At 43.0% G+C, this 15,186-nt stretch carries 16 protein-coding genes and 1 riboswitch; of the genes, 11 read left to right on the top strand and 5 right to left on the bottom strand.

The window, feature by feature from the left end; all coding sequences use genetic code 11:
- Positions 1–1,112 precede the first annotated feature (1,112 nt).
- The 11 genes from KKZ03_RS05350 to KKZ03_RS21965 all read left to right on the top strand — a co-directional run bounded on the left by KKZ03_RS05350 (position 1,113) and on the right by KKZ03_RS21965 (position 11,089).
- Positions 1,113–1,313, top strand: coding sequence for a CopG family ribbon-helix-helix protein (locus KKZ03_RS05350; protein WP_243220508.1), 201 nt, complete (start codon positions 1,113–1,115; stop codon positions 1,311–1,313).
- A 54-nt stretch (positions 1,314–1,367) separates the two neighbouring features.
- Positions 1,368–1,565, top strand: coding sequence for a type II toxin-antitoxin system RelE/ParE family toxin (locus KKZ03_RS05345; protein ID WP_243220507.1), 198 nt, complete (start codon positions 1,368–1,370; stop codon positions 1,563–1,565).
- Between the two features lie 281 nt (positions 1,566–1,846).
- Positions 1,847–2,125, top strand: coding sequence for a type II toxin-antitoxin system Phd/YefM family antitoxin (locus KKZ03_RS05340; protein WP_243220506.1), 279 nt, complete (start codon positions 1,847–1,849; stop codon positions 2,123–2,125).
- Positions 2,113–2,535, top strand: a complete 423-nt coding sequence (locus KKZ03_RS05335) for a type II toxin-antitoxin system VapC family toxin (protein ID WP_243220505.1) — start codon at positions 2,113–2,115, stop codon at positions 2,533–2,535. The genes KKZ03_RS05340 and KKZ03_RS05335 overlap by 13 nt, the downstream gene beginning before the upstream one ends.
- 111 nt (positions 2,536–2,646) lie before the next feature.
- Positions 2,647–5,034 carry an EcoAI/FtnUII family type I restriction enzme subunit R gene (gene hsdR, locus KKZ03_RS05330; protein WP_243220504.1) on the top strand — a complete coding sequence of 796 codons (2,388 nt, stop codon included), beginning with the start codon at positions 2,647–2,649 and terminating at the stop codon, positions 5,032–5,034.
- A 175-nt stretch (positions 5,035–5,209) separates the two neighbouring features.
- Entirely contained in the window at positions 5,210–6,679 is a 1,470-nt protein-coding gene (locus tag KKZ03_RS05325; protein WP_243220503.1) for a class I SAM-dependent DNA methyltransferase, read from the top strand.
- Positions 6,676–7,722, top strand: coding sequence for a YhcG family protein (locus KKZ03_RS05320; protein WP_243218573.1), 1,047 nt, complete (start codon positions 6,676–6,678; stop codon positions 7,720–7,722). The genes KKZ03_RS05325 and KKZ03_RS05320 overlap by 4 nt, the downstream gene beginning before the upstream one ends.
- A gap of 40 nt (positions 7,723–7,762) precedes the next feature.
- Positions 7,763–9,253: a restriction endonuclease subunit S gene (locus KKZ03_RS05315; RefSeq protein WP_243220502.1), complete on the top strand. Its 1,491-nt coding sequence runs from the start codon at positions 7,763–7,765 to the stop codon at positions 9,251–9,253.
- 20 nt (positions 9,254–9,273) lie between these two features.
- Positions 9,274–10,029, top strand: coding sequence for an IS5 family transposase (locus KKZ03_RS05310; RefSeq protein ID WP_243217187.1), 756 nt, complete (start codon positions 9,274–9,276; stop codon positions 10,027–10,029).
- Between the two features lie 64 nt (positions 10,030–10,093).
- A riboswitch (cyclic di-GMP riboswitch) is annotated at positions 10,094–10,172 on the bottom strand.
- Between the two features lie 630 nt (positions 10,173–10,802).
- The gene (locus tag KKZ03_RS21970; protein WP_371744858.1) at positions 10,803–10,931 is read left to right on the top strand and encodes a type II toxin-antitoxin system RelB/DinJ family antitoxin; all 129 of its coding nucleotides are present in this window, start codon (positions 10,803–10,805) and stop codon (positions 10,929–10,931) included.
- Positions 10,919–11,089 carry a hypothetical protein gene (locus KKZ03_RS21965; RefSeq protein ID WP_371744857.1) on the top strand — a complete coding sequence of 57 codons (171 nt, stop codon included), beginning with the start codon at positions 10,919–10,921 and terminating at the stop codon, positions 11,087–11,089. The genes KKZ03_RS21970 and KKZ03_RS21965 overlap by 13 nt, the downstream gene beginning before the upstream one ends.
- A 287-nt stretch (positions 11,090–11,376) precedes the next feature.
- On the opposite strand, the gene mnmE is transcribed toward KKZ03_RS21965, so the two are convergent.
- From mnmE to rpmH, 5 genes are read right to left on the bottom strand one after another with little or no spacing between them, the layout of a single operon-like run.
- The gene (gene mnmE / locus KKZ03_RS05300) at positions 11,377–12,720 is read right to left on the bottom strand and encodes a tRNA uridine-5-carboxymethylaminomethyl(34) synthesis GTPase MnmE (RefSeq protein ID WP_243220501.1); all 1,344 of its coding nucleotides are present in this window, start codon (positions 12,718–12,720) and stop codon (positions 11,377–11,379) included.
- 1 nt (position 12,721) lies between these two features.
- Positions 12,722–14,437, bottom strand: coding sequence for a membrane protein insertase YidC (gene yidC / locus KKZ03_RS05295; RefSeq protein ID WP_243220500.1), 1,716 nt, complete (start codon positions 14,435–14,437; stop codon positions 12,722–12,724).
- The gene (gene yidD, locus KKZ03_RS05290) at positions 14,430–14,663 is read right to left on the bottom strand and encodes a membrane protein insertion efficiency factor YidD (protein WP_243220499.1); all 234 of its coding nucleotides are present in this window, start codon (positions 14,661–14,663) and stop codon (positions 14,430–14,432) included. Before yidD ends, yidC begins: the two co-directional genes overlap by 8 nt.
- The gene (gene rnpA / locus KKZ03_RS05285; RefSeq protein ID WP_243220498.1) at positions 14,654–15,013 is read right to left on the bottom strand and encodes a ribonuclease P protein component; all 360 of its coding nucleotides are present in this window, start codon (positions 15,011–15,013) and stop codon (positions 14,654–14,656) included. The genes yidD and rnpA overlap by 10 nt, the downstream gene beginning before the upstream one ends.
- A gap of 10 nt (positions 15,014–15,023) precedes the next feature.
- On the bottom strand, positions 15,024–15,158 hold the full coding sequence (gene rpmH / locus KKZ03_RS05280; protein ID WP_243220497.1) for a 50S ribosomal protein L34: 135 nt from the start codon (positions 15,156–15,158) through the stop codon (positions 15,024–15,026).
- Between the last annotated feature and the right edge of the window lie 28 nt (positions 15,159–15,186).

Raw genomic sequence — 15,186 nt, 5'->3', positions numbered from 1 at the left:
CTATAAAGGCGGGACCTTGGCCTTCATAGCTACGATTTTTCTGTGCCGTTTATCAATAATCTTACCGTGCGGAGTATCCGCATGGTGAAAGTGAAGCAGAAAGTTTCCGGTGGATTTCAAACTTTTGTTGGTGCGTAACAGTTTGCTTCCATTCGCCGCTATATATCCACTGCGCGTAAAAATTCAGTATGTATTTTCATCGCTATCAGTAATGCTTTTGCTTGTTACCCCTTCATTCCGTCCCTTCAATTTTAAAAAACACTTTTTTGGATTGCTGCTGGGCTGAGTAGTTACTATTATTTACGGATAAACTCTTAGTCTTGCCATTTTCATCAGTATTGCTCCCGTACCAATATACTAGACGCATATTTTGCTTATTGCCCTCCTTATTTGTGCGTTTCTCTATAGTGATCCTTAATTTACAGCTCCTTACATCTGAAAAAGTCATAGGTGTAATATAGGGGGTGAGAAAAGGTAAAGTAAAGGCAAATATACGCAAAAAAAAAGGAGTTGTATCGCTACATCCCCTTATTTAGTTGACTTTGTTTAGTTGTTGTTTGCGGTTGTTTTACCGCTTCACTTTCCTATACAGAAAGTACAGTAGACTTTTTAATCAATAAGTTAGACTATGCGAGGGGTAAAAAGTGAAGGATTGATGTTTAAAAGTGACTTTTCAGATATATAACAGGTTTCTTGGTGGCAATGATTGCCGTCATTTTTTATAGTCATGCCCGCTATAGTATTAAAGTATATCTTTTAAGATCTTATTATTATTAGTCGGCGTTAAATCTGTGGATAACTGTCTTTAGCCCATATAAGCCAATGATTAAAGGCTGCTATAAAAATTAATCCGCCATTGTGGACAAACTGTGGATAAAAATAACCCTAAAAAACCGTCCTCCTGTTAGTAACAAGTTATACACAGGCTTACACACCAATATTTCAGGTAAAAAGGCCAATAGATTACGATTCTTTGTAGTACTTTTCTGGAAGTGCTTTAAATGTTTCCTATCAGAAGACCACCCTTTACATTCATTTACGCAGCGAAAATATTATTAGCAATATACTAAGATAAGATCATAAATGGACCACATTAAACCGGAGGAATAATAATGGCAACCGAAGCATTTAGTATTAGAGTCGAAACAGAAATCATCCATAAACTGGATAACCTTGCCGGATCACTGGACAGATCGCGCAATTATTTGGTTAATCAGGCTATAAAAGCCTATCTGCAAGCCAACGCTTCGGCTTGTGCCAAGATCACCCAAAGGTATAGCGGCAGCAAATCGTGGCGAATTCGTTGTCCATGATGACGTCATGCGTGAAATAGAAGGCTTGATCGAAAACAAAGCCCAAGGTAAGGCATGAAAATAGTCTGGACTGAGCCTGCCCGTCAAGATTTACGTGATATTTTTACTTACATTGCCGAAAATAATCCCAAAACAGCACGAAAGCTACTCAACGACATAAAAGAGCGTACCGTTTTACTTCAGGATAATCCCTTAATAGGGCGCTTGGGGCGCATTGAAGACACCCGCGAATTAGTGCTGATCGGTACATAATTCATCTTGCCGCATCGTGTAAAAGACCAACAAATACTGGCGGTATTTCATGGCGCAAAATAATAGCCGGAAAATTTTACATCTATCCCCGTTAACCACTAAATGACAGTCAAAGAAGCCACCGCCCGCGTCAAGATCAACAAGCTGCTCGAAACAGCGGGTTGGCGTTTCTTCGCTGAAAGCAAGCAATCTGCCAAGAGACACAATCTACAGCAAACTTGATAACGCCTATCGAAAGCCTTATTATGGCTATAATATTAGCTAAATTAGAGTGATTGCCAATGAAAACCAGCAGTATAGCCGAGGCAAAAAATAACCTGTCACAATTGATTTATCAGCTTGAATCAGATGAACCTATTCATCTTACCCGGCATGGTAAGCCCGTTGCCGTGATGTTATCCGAAGTCAATTATCAAAAACTGACCCATAAAGACAATAGCTTGTACCAAGCCATCCAACAATGGCGCAGTCAATTGACGGGTGACAGTGCCTTGACGGAAATTGAACTTAAAAATTTACGTGGAGCCAGTCAAGGCCGTGAATTTTCATGGGACGAATAAGCTATTTGCTGGATAGCAATATCCTGTCAGAACCCGCCCGCTTAAAACCGGATGACAACGTCTTACAACAGCTTGCCAAACATGACGGCGAGTATGCAACAGCAGCAATTGTCTGGCATGAGCTGGTTTATGGTTGTGAATTACTGGCAACCTCCAAAAGAAAAAAACAACTTCAATCCTATTTGGATATGCTGTTACTTAATGGCTTGATTGTTTTGCCTTATGACCAGGCCGCAGCAGATTGGTATGCAATAGAACGAGCCGGATTACAACGGCAAGGACTTACCTGTGCTTATGCGGATGGCGAGATTGCTGCCATTGCGGTTACCCAAAAATTAACCTTGGTCACTCGAAATACCCAGGATTTTCAGAACTTTCACAACTTAGCCTTACAAAACTGGTTTGAATGATTTTTGAAGTTGGAATGAGTTTTAAAATTAACCTTTTTTACCAAAAAAATAAGTTAATTGGTTATCAAGCTATCTCACTACCCTAAAAACCTAACGACAACAGCAGAAATCATGAGCAAAAAGACCTTAAGTGAGTCCGATATTTGTGCCAAGTACATCACGCCTGCTGTTATTCAGGCCGGATGGGACGAGGCTTTACAAATACGTCGAGAGGTTTTTTTCACCAAAGGCCGTGTGATTGTTCGTGGCAAGTTGCACACTCGTGGTGAGCAAAAGCGCGCCGATTACATCCTGTATTACAAAGCCAATATTCCGCTTGCGGTGATTGAAGCCAAGGACAATAAACACAGTGTAGGTTCCGGTATGCAACAAGCACTTAACTATGCCGAAACACTGGGCATCCCGTTTGTGTTTAGCTCCAATGGTGATGGTTTTTTATTGCATGACCGCACCGGACTGGCTGAAAAAACCGAGCAGGAATTAACCCTGGATGCCTTTCCTGCACCGGCGGAATTATGGCAACGCTATTGTCAGTGGAAGGGACTGGCAACAGCCGATGCCCGCCACACCGTAGAAATGCCTTATTACGATGATGGCAGCAGTCGCGCCCCGCGTTATTATCAGGCTACTGCGATCAACAACACCATCGAAGCCGTGGCCAAAGGCCAGCAACGCATTTTGCTGGTCATGGCGACCGGTACCGGCAAGACTTATACCGCGTTCCAGATTATCTGGCGCTTGTGGAAATCGGGCACTAAAAAACGCATCCTGTTTCTGGCTGACCGCAATATTCTGGTCGATCAAACCAAGAATAACGATTTTAAGCCCTTTGCCGCCGCCATGACCAAGATCAGCAAGCGTCAGATCGACAAGAGCTATGAAATTTATCTGTCGTTATATCAAGCCGTCACCGGCAACGAAGAAGAACAAAACATTTACAAGCAATTCTCGCCGGATTTTTTTGATCTCATTGTCATTGATGAATGTCATCGCGGCAGCGCCGCAGAAGATTCGGCCTGGCGCGTCATTCTGGCCTACTTTGCATCGGCCACGCATGTCGGCTTAACGGCGACGCCCAAAGAAACCAAAGACGTGTCCAGCATTTTTTACTTTGGTGAGGCTGTCTACACCTATTCACTCAAACAAGGTATCGAAGACGGCTTTCTTGCGCCTTACAAAGTCGTCCGTATCGACATCGACAAAGACCTGCAAGGTTGGCGACCCAGTAAAGGTCAGCTGGATAAAAATGGTGAGTTAATAGAAGATCGTGTTTATAACCAGATTGATATGGATCGCACCTTGGTACTTGAAAAGCGCACCGAACTGGTCGCCAGAAAAATCACTGAATTTCTGGTCGCGACCGATCCTTACGCCAAGACCATTGTCTTCTGTGATGACATCGACCATGCCGAACGTATGCGTCAGGCTTTGGTCAACTTGAATCCAGAACGGGTCCAGGAAAATCGCAAATACATCATGCGTATTACCGGTGATGAACTTGAAGGCAAGGCGGAACTGGACAATTTTATCAATCCCGAAGAACGTTACCCGGTCATCGCCACCACTTCCAAACTCATGTCAACCGGTGTCGATGCTCAAACCTGCAAACTAATTGTCTTGGATCAACATATCAAATCAATGGCCGAGTTTAAACAGGTCATCGGGCGCGGCACCCGTATCAATGAAGATTACGATAAATACTGGTTTACCATCATGGATTTTAAAAAAGTCACCGAGCTGTTTGCGGATAAAGACTTTGATGGCGAACCAGTGATGATTTATGAGCCAAAAGGCGATGAATCCCCTGTACCACCAGAAGATGAACCTGAAATTATCTTCGATGAAAACGGTAATCCGGTACCGCCATATTCAGAAGGCGAACAACTTCCCCCCTTTGACAAAGGGGGGATTGAGGGGGGATTTGATGACCCCGGCACCAAGCGGGTAAAATATGTGCTTGCCGATGTAACCGTCTATGTCATTTCAGAACGTGTGCAATATTACGGTCCTGAAGGCAAGTTGATTACCGAATCCCTTAAAGATTACACCCGTTCAACAGTGCGTAAGGATTATGCCTCACTTGATGACTTCCTGCGCCGCTGGAGCAAAACCGACCGCAAGGTTGCCATTCTGCAAGAACTGGAAGCACACGGCCTGTTGCTGGAAGCCTTGGCCGATGACGTAGGCAAAGACTTTGATGCCTTCGATTTGATTTGCCATGTAGCTTTTGATCAACCACCGCTGACCCGCCGCGAACGTGTCGACCAGGTAAAAAAACGCAATTACTTTACCAAATACGGCGACCAAGCCCGCCAGGTATTGGAAACCTTACTGGAAAAATACGCCGATACCGGTATTGAGAATATCGAAGACATTAAAATTCTTACCCTCGATCCCTTCACAAATATGGGCACCGCCAGCGAATTGGTGTCAGCCTTTGGCGGTAAGCCCGCTTATTTGGCAGCCCTCTATGAACTGGAAAAACAACTCTATGCTTAATTTCGTAACAAGTAAGATAAGCATAAAAGGCCAAGTATAAGTACACCTCCCCCTTTGACAAAGGGGGATTGAGGGGGATTTATCTAATAAAATCTCCCCTAACCCCTCTTTTTTAAAGAGGGGGACTTGAATGATTACAAATTATTTTAATTATTACCCATAAGCAAACAAATTCATGAGCATTTCCTCCACCATTAAATCCATCCAAGACATCATGCGTAAAGACGTGGGTGTGGATGGCGACGCCCAACGCTTAAGCCAACTGGTCTGGATGTTGTTTTTAAAAATATTTGATGACCGTGAAAGTGAATGGGAGTTACTGCAAGACCATTACCAATCACCGTTACCGGAAGCCTATCGTTGGCGTAACTGGGCCGCTAATCCCGAAGGCATGACCGGCGATGCACTCAAGAATTTTCTGGATAACGAGATGTTCCCGGCCTTGCAACAACTGGAAGCTAAAGGCGGCGATCAACGCGCTTATGTGGTTCGTTCGGTATTTGAAGATGCCTATAACTACATGAAGTCTGGCCAATTAATTCGGCAAGTGATCAACAAAATTCAGGAAGGCGTCGATTTTAACAAAGCCCAAGAACGTCATTTGTTCGGCGACATGTACGAACAATTGCTCCGCGATTTACAAGCCGCCGGTAATGCCGGTGAATTTTACACGCCGCGTGCCGTCACCGAATTTATGGTCAGAATGGTAAACCCGCGCCTGTCTGAAAAAGTGCTGGATCCGGCTTGTGGTACCGGTGGTTTTTTATCTTGCTCAATTGAACATATCCGCAAACAAGATGTAAAAACCGTCGATGATGAAATGCACTTGCAGTCCAGTATTTTCGGCATAGAAAAAAAGCCGATGCCGCATTTACTCTGCACCACCAATATGATTCTGCACGGCATTGATGTACCCAGTAATATCCGCCATGACAACACTCTGGCGCGTCCGCTGATCAGTTGGGGACCAAAAGAACGGGTCGATGTGGTCGTCACCAATCCGCCTTTTGGCGGCATGGAAGAAGACGGTATAGAAACCAACTTCCCCGCCACTTTTCGAACCCGTGAAACCGCCGATTTGTTTCTGGTGCTGATCATGCAACTGCTTAAATCCGGTGGCCGTGCCGCACTGGTATTGCCGGATGGTTTTCTGTTTGGCGAAGGCATCAAAACCCGCATCAAAGAAAAATTACTGCACGACTGTAACCTGCATACCATCGTGCGCCTGCCCAACGGCGTGTTTGCACCTTACACCGGTATTAAAACCAATCTACTGTTTTTTAGTAAAGGCACACCGACACAGCACATTTGGTTTTATGAGCATCCTTATCCACCGGGTGTAAAAAACTACAACAAAACCAAACCGATGAAAATCGAAGAGTTTCAAGCCGAAGCCGCCTGGTGGGGCAAAGAGTCCGATAACTTCAGCACCCGCGAAGAAAATCAATACGCCTGGAAGATGAGTATTGACGACATCAAAGCCCGCAACTACAACCTGGATTGCAAAAATCCGCATATCAACGAGCAGGAAATCCACGACCCCGAAGTATTATTGGCACAATACCAAACCATGCAGAATGACATCGCCGCACTGCGCGGCAAACTCAAAACCATATTGGCAGAGGCACTGGAGTCAAGACAATGAGCACCCTAGTCTTATTCGATGGGCTCTATGCGCAAATACGGGATATTCTCCAGGCTGCACGACAGCGTAGTTACCGCGCCGTTAATGTCGCCATGATTGAAGCCTATTGGCAAATCGGTCGGCAAATTGTTGAACATGAACAGGCTGGCGAACATCGTGCTGCCTACGGTCAACAAGTACTCGTCGAATTGGCTAAGGAATTAAGCAAGGAGTTTGGCAAAGGATTTACTGCCGGCAACTTGCGAAATTTTCGCCAGTTCTACCAGATATTTAGCCAGGAAGAGATTTGCGACGCACTGCGTAGCAATTTGACATGGACGCACTATCGCCAGTTGATGCGCATTGAAAATTCCGTTGCACGTTCGTGGTATCTAAATGAAGCGGCCAGCCAAGGTTGGAGTGCGCGAGCCTTGGATCGCCAAGTCAGTACCTTGTTCTATGAGCGATTGCTTTCCAGTCAAGATCAGGCCGCAGTAAAAACAGAAGCCGCAACGCTCATTCAACAATACGCCCCCAGTGACCCACGCGACTTTATTCGCGATCCTTATATTCTTGAATTTATCGGTGCCCAACCCAGTGCCACGCTGTATGAAAAAGAACTGGAAACCAATTTAATTCAGCAATTGCAAACCTTCCTGCTGGAACTGGGCAAGGGCTTTGCTTTTGTGGCACGGCAAAAACAATTACGTGTTGAAGGCGATAATTTTTTTGTTGATCTGGTGTTTTACAACTACCTGCTCAAATGCTTTTTACTGGTCGATTTAAAAGTCGGCAAGCTTGCCCACCAGGATGTCGGCCAAATGGATATGTATGTACGCGTGTTTGAAGAGCAATACAGGGGCGAAGGCGACAACCCGACACTGGGTTTGATCTTGTGCTCTGAACGCAATGAAGCCGTCGCCAAATATTCCCTGTTAGCCGATAGCCAACAGCTGTTCGCCAGTCGCTACCGCGCCTTTTTACCTACCGAAGCGGAATTACAAGCCGAATTGCAACGCGACCGTGCTGTGCTGGAAAATGCCATTTCAGAAGGTGAAGCATGAAAATGACCGCCTCTTATAAGCGCCGTACCGAGATAGCACGATGAATGCGATTCAAACCTTAATCACCGAGCACATCGACATCTGGACAGCCGCCGATACCGCCAAGAAATCAGGCCGTGGCCGCAGTTCGGGTAATGCCGCCAGTGTTTATGGCATCAAAAAATTGCGAGAGCTGATACTGGAATTGGCTGTGCGCGGCAAGTTGGTGCCACAAGATGCGAATGATGAACCTGCCAGTGAGTTGCTTAAGAGGATAGAAGCTGAAAAAGCCAAATTGATTGCTGAGGGTAAGGTTAAGAAAACTAAGCTACTGCCACTGATTACTGAAGAAGAAAAACCGTTTGAGTTACCACAAAGCTGGGGGTGGGCTAGACTCGGTACAATAGGCATTTCTAGTACAGGAAGAACACCGAGTACTCAAAAATCTGCTTTGTATGATGGATCAATACCATTTATTGGTCCGGGGCAAATCACGTTGGCTTGCGAACTTTTGCCTGCAGAAAAGTGGCTATCTGAGGCTGGACGAAATGAAACAACTATCGCAAAGACTGGCGATATTTTAATGGTTTGTATTGGAGGATCTATTGGAAAATCTGCCATTGCAGATAAAGAAATGGGTTTCAATCAACAGATCAATTGCATTAGCCCTTTTTGTGTAGAAAATAAATTTGCTCATATATCCGTGATGGCCAATAGTTTTCAATCCAAGATTCTTGAATTTGCAACGGGGTCAGCAACTCCGATTATCAATAAATCAAAATGGGAAGAGCTATTAGTTCCCGTGTCCCCGCTCGCCGAACAACAACGCATTGTCGCCAAAGTCGATGAACTGATGGCGCTGTGCGACCAATTGGAAAACCAACACAGCAATGCCACCGAAGCCCATGAAAAACTCGTCAGCTACCTGCTCGACACACTCACACAATCGCAAAGCGCTGAAGACTTCAACACCAACTGGCAACGCATCGCCGCCCATTTCGACACCCTGTTCACCAGCGAAACCAGCATCGACGCCCTCAAGCAAACCCTCCTGCAACTAGCCGTTATGGGTAAACTCGTCCCGCAAGACCCGAACGACGAACCCGCCAGCGAATTACTAAAACGCATACAGATTGAAAAAACTAAGCTGATAGCGGAAGGTAAAATCAAAAAAGCCAAACCGCTTGCACCGATAACGGAAGAAGAAAAACCGTTTGATATTCCCCAAAACTGGGAGTGGGTTAAGCCAGAAGAATTCTCTATAAAAATTACAGACGGAGAGCATTTTAGGCCTCCGACAGAAGAAAATGGGGTATATTTTTTATCTGCTAAGGATGTACGTGAAGAAGGAGTTTCTCTTGATGATCCACTATTCATTTCTGAGGAAACAGCAAAAAAAGCTTTGCAACGGTGCAATCCAGAATATGGTGACTTACTTATTGTCAGTCGTGGCGCGACAGTTGGTCGAATGTGTAAGGTTAATATCGATGAAAAATTTTGTTTGTTAGGAAGCGTTATTCTAGGTTCTGTTGACGTTTCACCAATCCGGTAGAATAAGTCGTTTTGAATGAAATGAAGCGGATAACATTAAGTGATGAAGAGTGGACTCGTATTTTGGCAAGCTTAAAAAAATTGCCTGGAGTTCATATCGGTTTACCCGATATTTGCAGGCAGTTTGTTAATGCCATTTTGTGGATATTACGTACGGGAGCACAGTGGCGTGTATTACCGTCAACGTATGGTAAATGGAATAGCATCTTCAAGCGTTTTTCACGTTGGTGTATCAATGGCATATGGGGTGAAATTCTCTGTCATCTTGCTGAAGACGCTGATTTACAAGATGTTTCCATGGATGGTTCAGTTATTAGAGCACATGCCTGCGCAGCTGGAGCGGCATATAGTTCTGCTGAGAATGAAGCACTTGGGCGCTCCAAAGGTGGATTTGGTTGTAAGATTCACGCGCTTTGTGATGGCTTGGGCATGCCCATCAAATTTATCCTGACAGGCGGGCAGGAGGCTGAATGCAAGCAAGCCATATCTTTATTGGAAAATGTTAATGCTTCAGCCGTTTTAGCAGACAAAGCCTACGACACGAACGAGTTGCGGGAGTGGTTAGCCAGTCGTGAAATAAAAGCGGTTATCCCACCTAAATCGAACCGAAAAGAAGATATTGAGTGCGATTATTGGCATTATAAGGAGCGGCATGCCATTGAATGTATGTTCGGTAAGCTCAAGCACTATCGCAGAATTGCTACACGATATGAGAAAAAAGCTATTAATTACATGGGGATGCTATCATTTTCCTCGGTGCTTTTATGGCTGAGGTGAAACGTCAACAGAACCTAGAAAAAGGAACATAGAAACAATTATTGTGACCATAACGATGGTCATAATCGGCAATCCGGCTTTCCGTTTGTATCGGATCCGTGACTTTCTGTCCCTACTTTACAATAGGTTTGGCTTTAATAAATTCGGAAAAAATTACACTCTTTTTTTAAAAAAATGTCAACTAGTTATTTGCATGGGTTTATATATTTAAATGAAAATATACTTATTCTTATATTTATGATGGCAAGGTTTTAGTAGATGGTAGGTGGCTGTAACTGTGAGTCATTCCCTATCAGGATTAATAGGTACATGTGTTGATACCGGTTATGGCACACGCCCACCTGTTTCTATTTCAGACGTTAAATAACGTCCACTACTGTCGACTCATGCCCGTTACCAGCCAGTGACAATTAACACATTTAACATAACGGCATTTTATGCGCAGTGTACCTGGCTGGCCGGGAATATTTTCCCATCCCTTCTACCTAACGGCTCTGCGTGCGCGGATATATCATGTCGAAGTTGCCAATTGGCCTGCATAGCTCTGGAACACTGGCAATGTAATAAATTTTATAAAATATTACATTTTAGTTTTTATGCTTGCTTTGATTCGAGCGCAGGAACTTACATCATCCCAGCGAGTGTTGAAATATTTCATAGTAAATACGTTTTTTTTAAAACATGCGCTACTGGTAAAAATTAAAGCTTAAATTATCTACAAAATATCACCCATGCTATAAACTATATTGCAGTTACATTGACGGAGTATCATCATGCCTATCACTCATCCTCTTAAGATTGCCGAGATCCGTTCTCGGATAGATCCTGATTTAAAAGAAAATGCCACTAGGGTATTAGCCTCTTGCGGTTTAAATATATCGGATGCTGCTTGCGCCAGGTAGTTACTCAGAATGGCTTACCGTTCGAGATCAAAACGCCAAATTCAGTAACCTGTTCAGCAATGGAAGAAGCCGACTCCGGTAATCTACCGATTTTTGAAACTACTCAAGACTTGTTTGATGACCTCGAAAAAAACACCAAAGAGTTTGGGGTGGCATAGAAATACTGGTCAAGCTGTTCAAATTTTCGATCATGCTTAGTCTTGCCATTTTCATCAGTATTGCTCCCGTACCAGTACACAAGTCTAATATTTTGTTTGTTACCTGCTTTGTTGACGCGTTTCTCTATAGTGTTCCTCAATTAACACCTCATTACACCTGAAAAAGTCATAGGTGTAATATAGGGGTAAGTAAAGGCAAAAATACGCAAACAAAAAAGGGGTTGTATCGCTACATCCCCTTATTTTATTGACTTTGTTTAGTTGTTGTTTTCGGTTGTTTTACTGCTTCACTTTCCTATACAGAAACTGGAAAATATTTTTCCCAGCAAGTCATCTGAGGTAACCGTACCGGTAATTTCGGCAAGACTCATTTGTGCTTGCCTTAAATCTTCAGCGACCAATTCGCCTGCCTGACTAACCTGTAACTGATTTAAAGCACTTTCGACAAATTCGTATCCTGTTCTTATGGCTTCTATATGTCGTCTTCTAGCAATAAAAACGTTGTCTGTGGCTTCATTAAAACCGACACTTTGTTTGAGATGTTGTTTTAACAAGTCCATGCCTTCCCCGGTTTTTATAGAAAGGTAACAACTATAGCCATCTTCTGTTTGTTGTATTTCAGGTGTCAGACCTAGCAGATCTATTTTGTTGTAAACTTTGGTAATGTCGATATTAGCTGGCAGGGTTTTTAATAAATCTTCTGTTTCAGGTTCCCTTGCATCTATAAGCAGTAAAATCTTATCGGCTTTCAGAATTTCTTCGTGTGCCCTGCGTATACCTTCTTTTTCTATAGAGTTATCACTTTCCCGTAAACCTGCGGTATCAATAATATGCAATGGCATGCCATCAAGCTGGATACGTTCTCTGAGTACGTCCCGGGTTGTTCCGGCAATATCAGTGACTATCGCAGCTTCATGCCCTGCAAGTGCATTAAGCAAGCTGGATTTTCCGGCGTTAGGTTTACCTGCCAAAACAACAGTCATACCATCGCGTAATAAACGACCTTGTTGCGCTGTTTTTTGTATTTTCTGAATGCTTTGCAATAACCTGATTATGCGGTTTTCAACCACACCATCCGTTAAAAAATCAATTTCTTCATCGACAAAATCAATAGCTGCTTCAACGTAGATGCGAAGTTCCGTTAACTCTGTAACCAGTTCATTGATTTGTGCTGAAAAAACACCTTGCATGGATTTTTGTGCAGAACGAACTGATTGTTCGGTACTGCTTTCAATTAAATCAGCAACCGCTTCAGCCTGTGCCAAGTCGAGTTTATTATTGAGAAATGCGCGTTCGGTAAATTCGCCAGGATTGGCTAATCGGGCACCTAAAGAAATTACTCGTCGTAACAGCATATCCAATACGACAGAACCGCCGTGTCCTTGCAATTCAAGTATATCTTCCCCTGTATAAGAGGCAGGAGCAGGAAAGTAAAGACTGATACCGGAATCAATAATGCCGCCGTCATTATCTATAAAAGATGTAAACAGGGCATGTCTGGGAATTAATGATTTATTAAGCAATTGTTTGGCAATTTCAGTAACCAAGGCTCCTGAAATTCGAATAATACCAACACCGCCATTCCCTGGCGGTGTTGCAATAGCTGCAATGGTATCTTGATTTAAAAGCAAGTTACCCTGCTTTTTCTATTTGTTTGGTGATGTAAGTTTGTTGAATGATAGACAGGGTGTTATTAACAACCCAGTATAAAACCAAACCTGCCGGAAAAAACAGAAAGAAGACAGTAAAAACAATTGGGAACATCTTCATCACTTTAGCTTGAATGGGATCAATCGGTGCAGGATTTAAACTTTGCTGAATTTTCATGGTAATTCCCATAATCAACGGCAAGATATAGAAAGGATCCTGTATTGATAAGTCCTGTATCCATAGCATAAAAGGTGCCTGACGAAACTCAACCGTTTCACTTAATACCCAATACAAAGCCATAAATACGGGTATCTGTATCAGGATAGGCAAACAACCACCTAATGGATTAACTTTTTCTTTTTTATACAGCCCCATCATTTCAGTATTAAAACGCGGTCTGTCATCAGCAAAACGTTCTTGTAATTCTTTAAGACGTGGCTGAATCTTACGCATTTTAGCCATTGACTTGAAACTGGCTTGTGATAATGGAAAGAATAATAGTTTAATACAGAATGTTACTCCCATAATAGCCAAGCCCCAGTTACCAATAACACTATGTATTTTGTTAAGTAACCAGTAAATTGGTTTGCCAATAAAGGTTAAAACGCTGTAGTCAACGGTGAGTTCAAGGCCTGTTGCAATTTTTTCCATCATAGGCTGGATTTTCGGGCCGGCAAATAATTGGGAAACAAATTCAGCATTGGTATTTGCTTCAACAGTAACAGCTGGAGAATACGTACCAATAACGTAACGTCCGTCTTTTAATTCTTTGGTATAAAAATGATTCTCTTGCTCGGCAGGTGGAATCCAGGCAGACGCAAAATAATGTTGAATCATTGCAGTCCAACCACCGTTACTGGTGATATCAAGCGTCTCATCTGCCATATCATCAAAACTTATTTTTTGATATTTGTTTTTTTCGGTATAAATAACACCACCATCATAAGCTCTCATACCGCCCGTTAGCATATTACCTTTATTTTCAGTATCCGGTGCTCTTAATAACTGAGTATATTGTCTGCCTGACCAGGTTTTTCCGGAATTATTCTGGACTTTTTGATCCAGTGTTATCTCGTAGCTTCCACGTTTAACAGTAAATAATTTGGTAATAATCAGACCATTGTTGTCAGTCCAAGTTAATGGAACGGTCAAGCTATCTTGGCCAGGTTGCAAGGTGTAGCTATCTTGCTCATTGGTGAAAACCGTATAATGATTTGGTGCAGCCGCTAAACCACTGCCAGCTATTAAACCACTTTGCGCAACAAATATTTTTTCTTCATTGTTATTAAATAAACGTACCGGCGCAGTGTTTGTTACAGGGACTTCCATTCCAACCATTTCACGTAGGTTATTGATGATCGGATTGGCTTTTTCTACCGGATAACTTAATAAATCCAGATTGGTGACTGTGCCACCTTGTACGTCAATTTCAAATGCAATAACATCGGTTTTTATTTTTACCGTCTTGGCAACTGATGTTGTTGCTGAAACGGGAACAGAAACCGGATTTTGCAGGCTAGATCCTGTTTGTGCTGATGCATCTGCTGTCATTGGCAGATCTTCTTTAGCCTTGGTGCCTTCCGGACTTACAATTGCAGCAACTTCAGGTTTTGGGCCATAGTCTTGCTCCCACGCCTGCCACAACATAAACACAAGCATTGCAAAAGTGACGACGAGTATAAATCTTATATTATCCATTCTTATTACCAAATTTTTCTGGAACGGGATCAATGCCACCTTGATGAAAAGGGTGGCATTTTAATAATCTTTTGAGAGTGAGATAGGAGCCAATAATAGCACCGTGGCGCTGAATTGCTTCTAAGGAATAACTTGAACAACTTGGATAAAAACGACAGTTAGAGCCAAGCAAAGGGCTAATAAAGTATTTATAAAACTTTATTATTGCCATCAGCATTAAGCGCATCGGGATACCAGTTTAAGCCAATGCTTTTGCAATGACTTTCTTAATAATTCCGGTGGAGCATCTACTGCTTCCCTGCGAGCCAGAACAACAATGTCTATATTTCCCAAGCTTTGCTGTTGTATTCTAAAGTTTTCCCTCACAGCGCGTTTAATCACGTTTCTGTGTACTGCCTTTCTTATATTTTTTTTAGCAATTGCCAAACCTAGCCGAGGATGATCAAGATCATTCTTTATGGCTAAAAGGGTAAAATAGGTATCGCTTGATTTTACAGGCTTGGCAAAAACTTTTTTATATTCAGCCGGGGTTTTTAACCGTAGCTGTGGGGGGAAACTAAAATTGTGCTCTGTCACCCAGTGTCAACTAAACCGTTAGTTGAGCACGGCCTTTTGCTCTACGAGCATTGATAACCCTACGGCCACCGACAGTTGCCATTCTTGCACGAAAGCCATGAGTTCTGGCACGTTTAATTTTACTGGGTTGGTATGTTCTTTTCATATTACTTAAAGCCTAATCAGATGAGTGT

The organism is Methylobacter sp. S3L5C, from assembly GCF_022788635.1.
Lineage (GTDB): Bacteria > Pseudomonadota > Gammaproteobacteria > Methylococcales > Methylomonadaceae > Methylobacter_C.
This window is presented reverse-complemented; position numbering and strand designations above follow the sequence as displayed.

Bases quoted from the DNA above. Each gene is read 5' to 3' on its own strand.
- yidC (WP_243220500.1), bottom strand. From the start codon at position 14,437: ATGGATAATATAAGATTTATACTCGTCGTCACTTTTGCAATGCTTGTG.
- rpmH (WP_243220497.1), bottom strand. From the start codon at position 15,158: ATGAAAAGAACATACCAACCCAGTAAAATTAAACGTGCCAGAACTCAT.
- KKZ03_RS05335 (WP_243220505.1), top strand. From the start codon at position 2,113: ATGGGACGAATAAGCTATTTGCTGGATAGCAATATCCTGTCAGAACCC.
- KKZ03_RS21970 (WP_371744858.1), top strand. From the start codon at position 10,803: ATGCCTATCACTCATCCTCTTAAGATTGCCGAGATCCGTTCTCGGATA.
- KKZ03_RS05350 (WP_243220508.1), top strand. From the start codon at position 1,113: ATGGCAACCGAAGCATTTAGTATTAGAGTCGAAACAGAAATCATCCAT.
- KKZ03_RS05315 (WP_243220502.1), top strand. From the start codon at position 7,763: ATGAATGCGATTCAAACCTTAATCACCGAGCACATCGACATCTGGACA.
- hsdR (WP_243220504.1), top strand. From the start codon at position 2,647: ATGAGCAAAAAGACCTTAAGTGAGTCCGATATTTGTGCCAAGTACATC.
- KKZ03_RS05310 (WP_243217187.1), top strand. From the start codon at position 9,274: ATGAAGCGGATAACATTAAGTGATGAAGAGTGGACTCGTATTTTGGCA.
- KKZ03_RS05325 (WP_243220503.1), top strand. From the start codon at position 5,210: ATGAGCATTTCCTCCACCATTAAATCCATCCAAGACATCATGCGTAAA.
- KKZ03_RS05345 (WP_243220507.1), top strand. From the start codon at position 1,368: ATGAAAATAGTCTGGACTGAGCCTGCCCGTCAAGATTTACGTGATATT.
- KKZ03_RS05340 (WP_243220506.1), top strand. From the start codon at position 1,847: ATGAAAACCAGCAGTATAGCCGAGGCAAAAAATAACCTGTCACAATTG.
- KKZ03_RS05320 (WP_243218573.1), top strand. From the start codon at position 6,676: ATGAGCACCCTAGTCTTATTCGATGGGCTCTATGCGCAAATACGGGAT.
- yidD (WP_243220499.1), bottom strand. From the start codon at position 14,663: ATGCGCTTAATGCTGATGGCAATAATAAAGTTTTATAAATACTTTATT.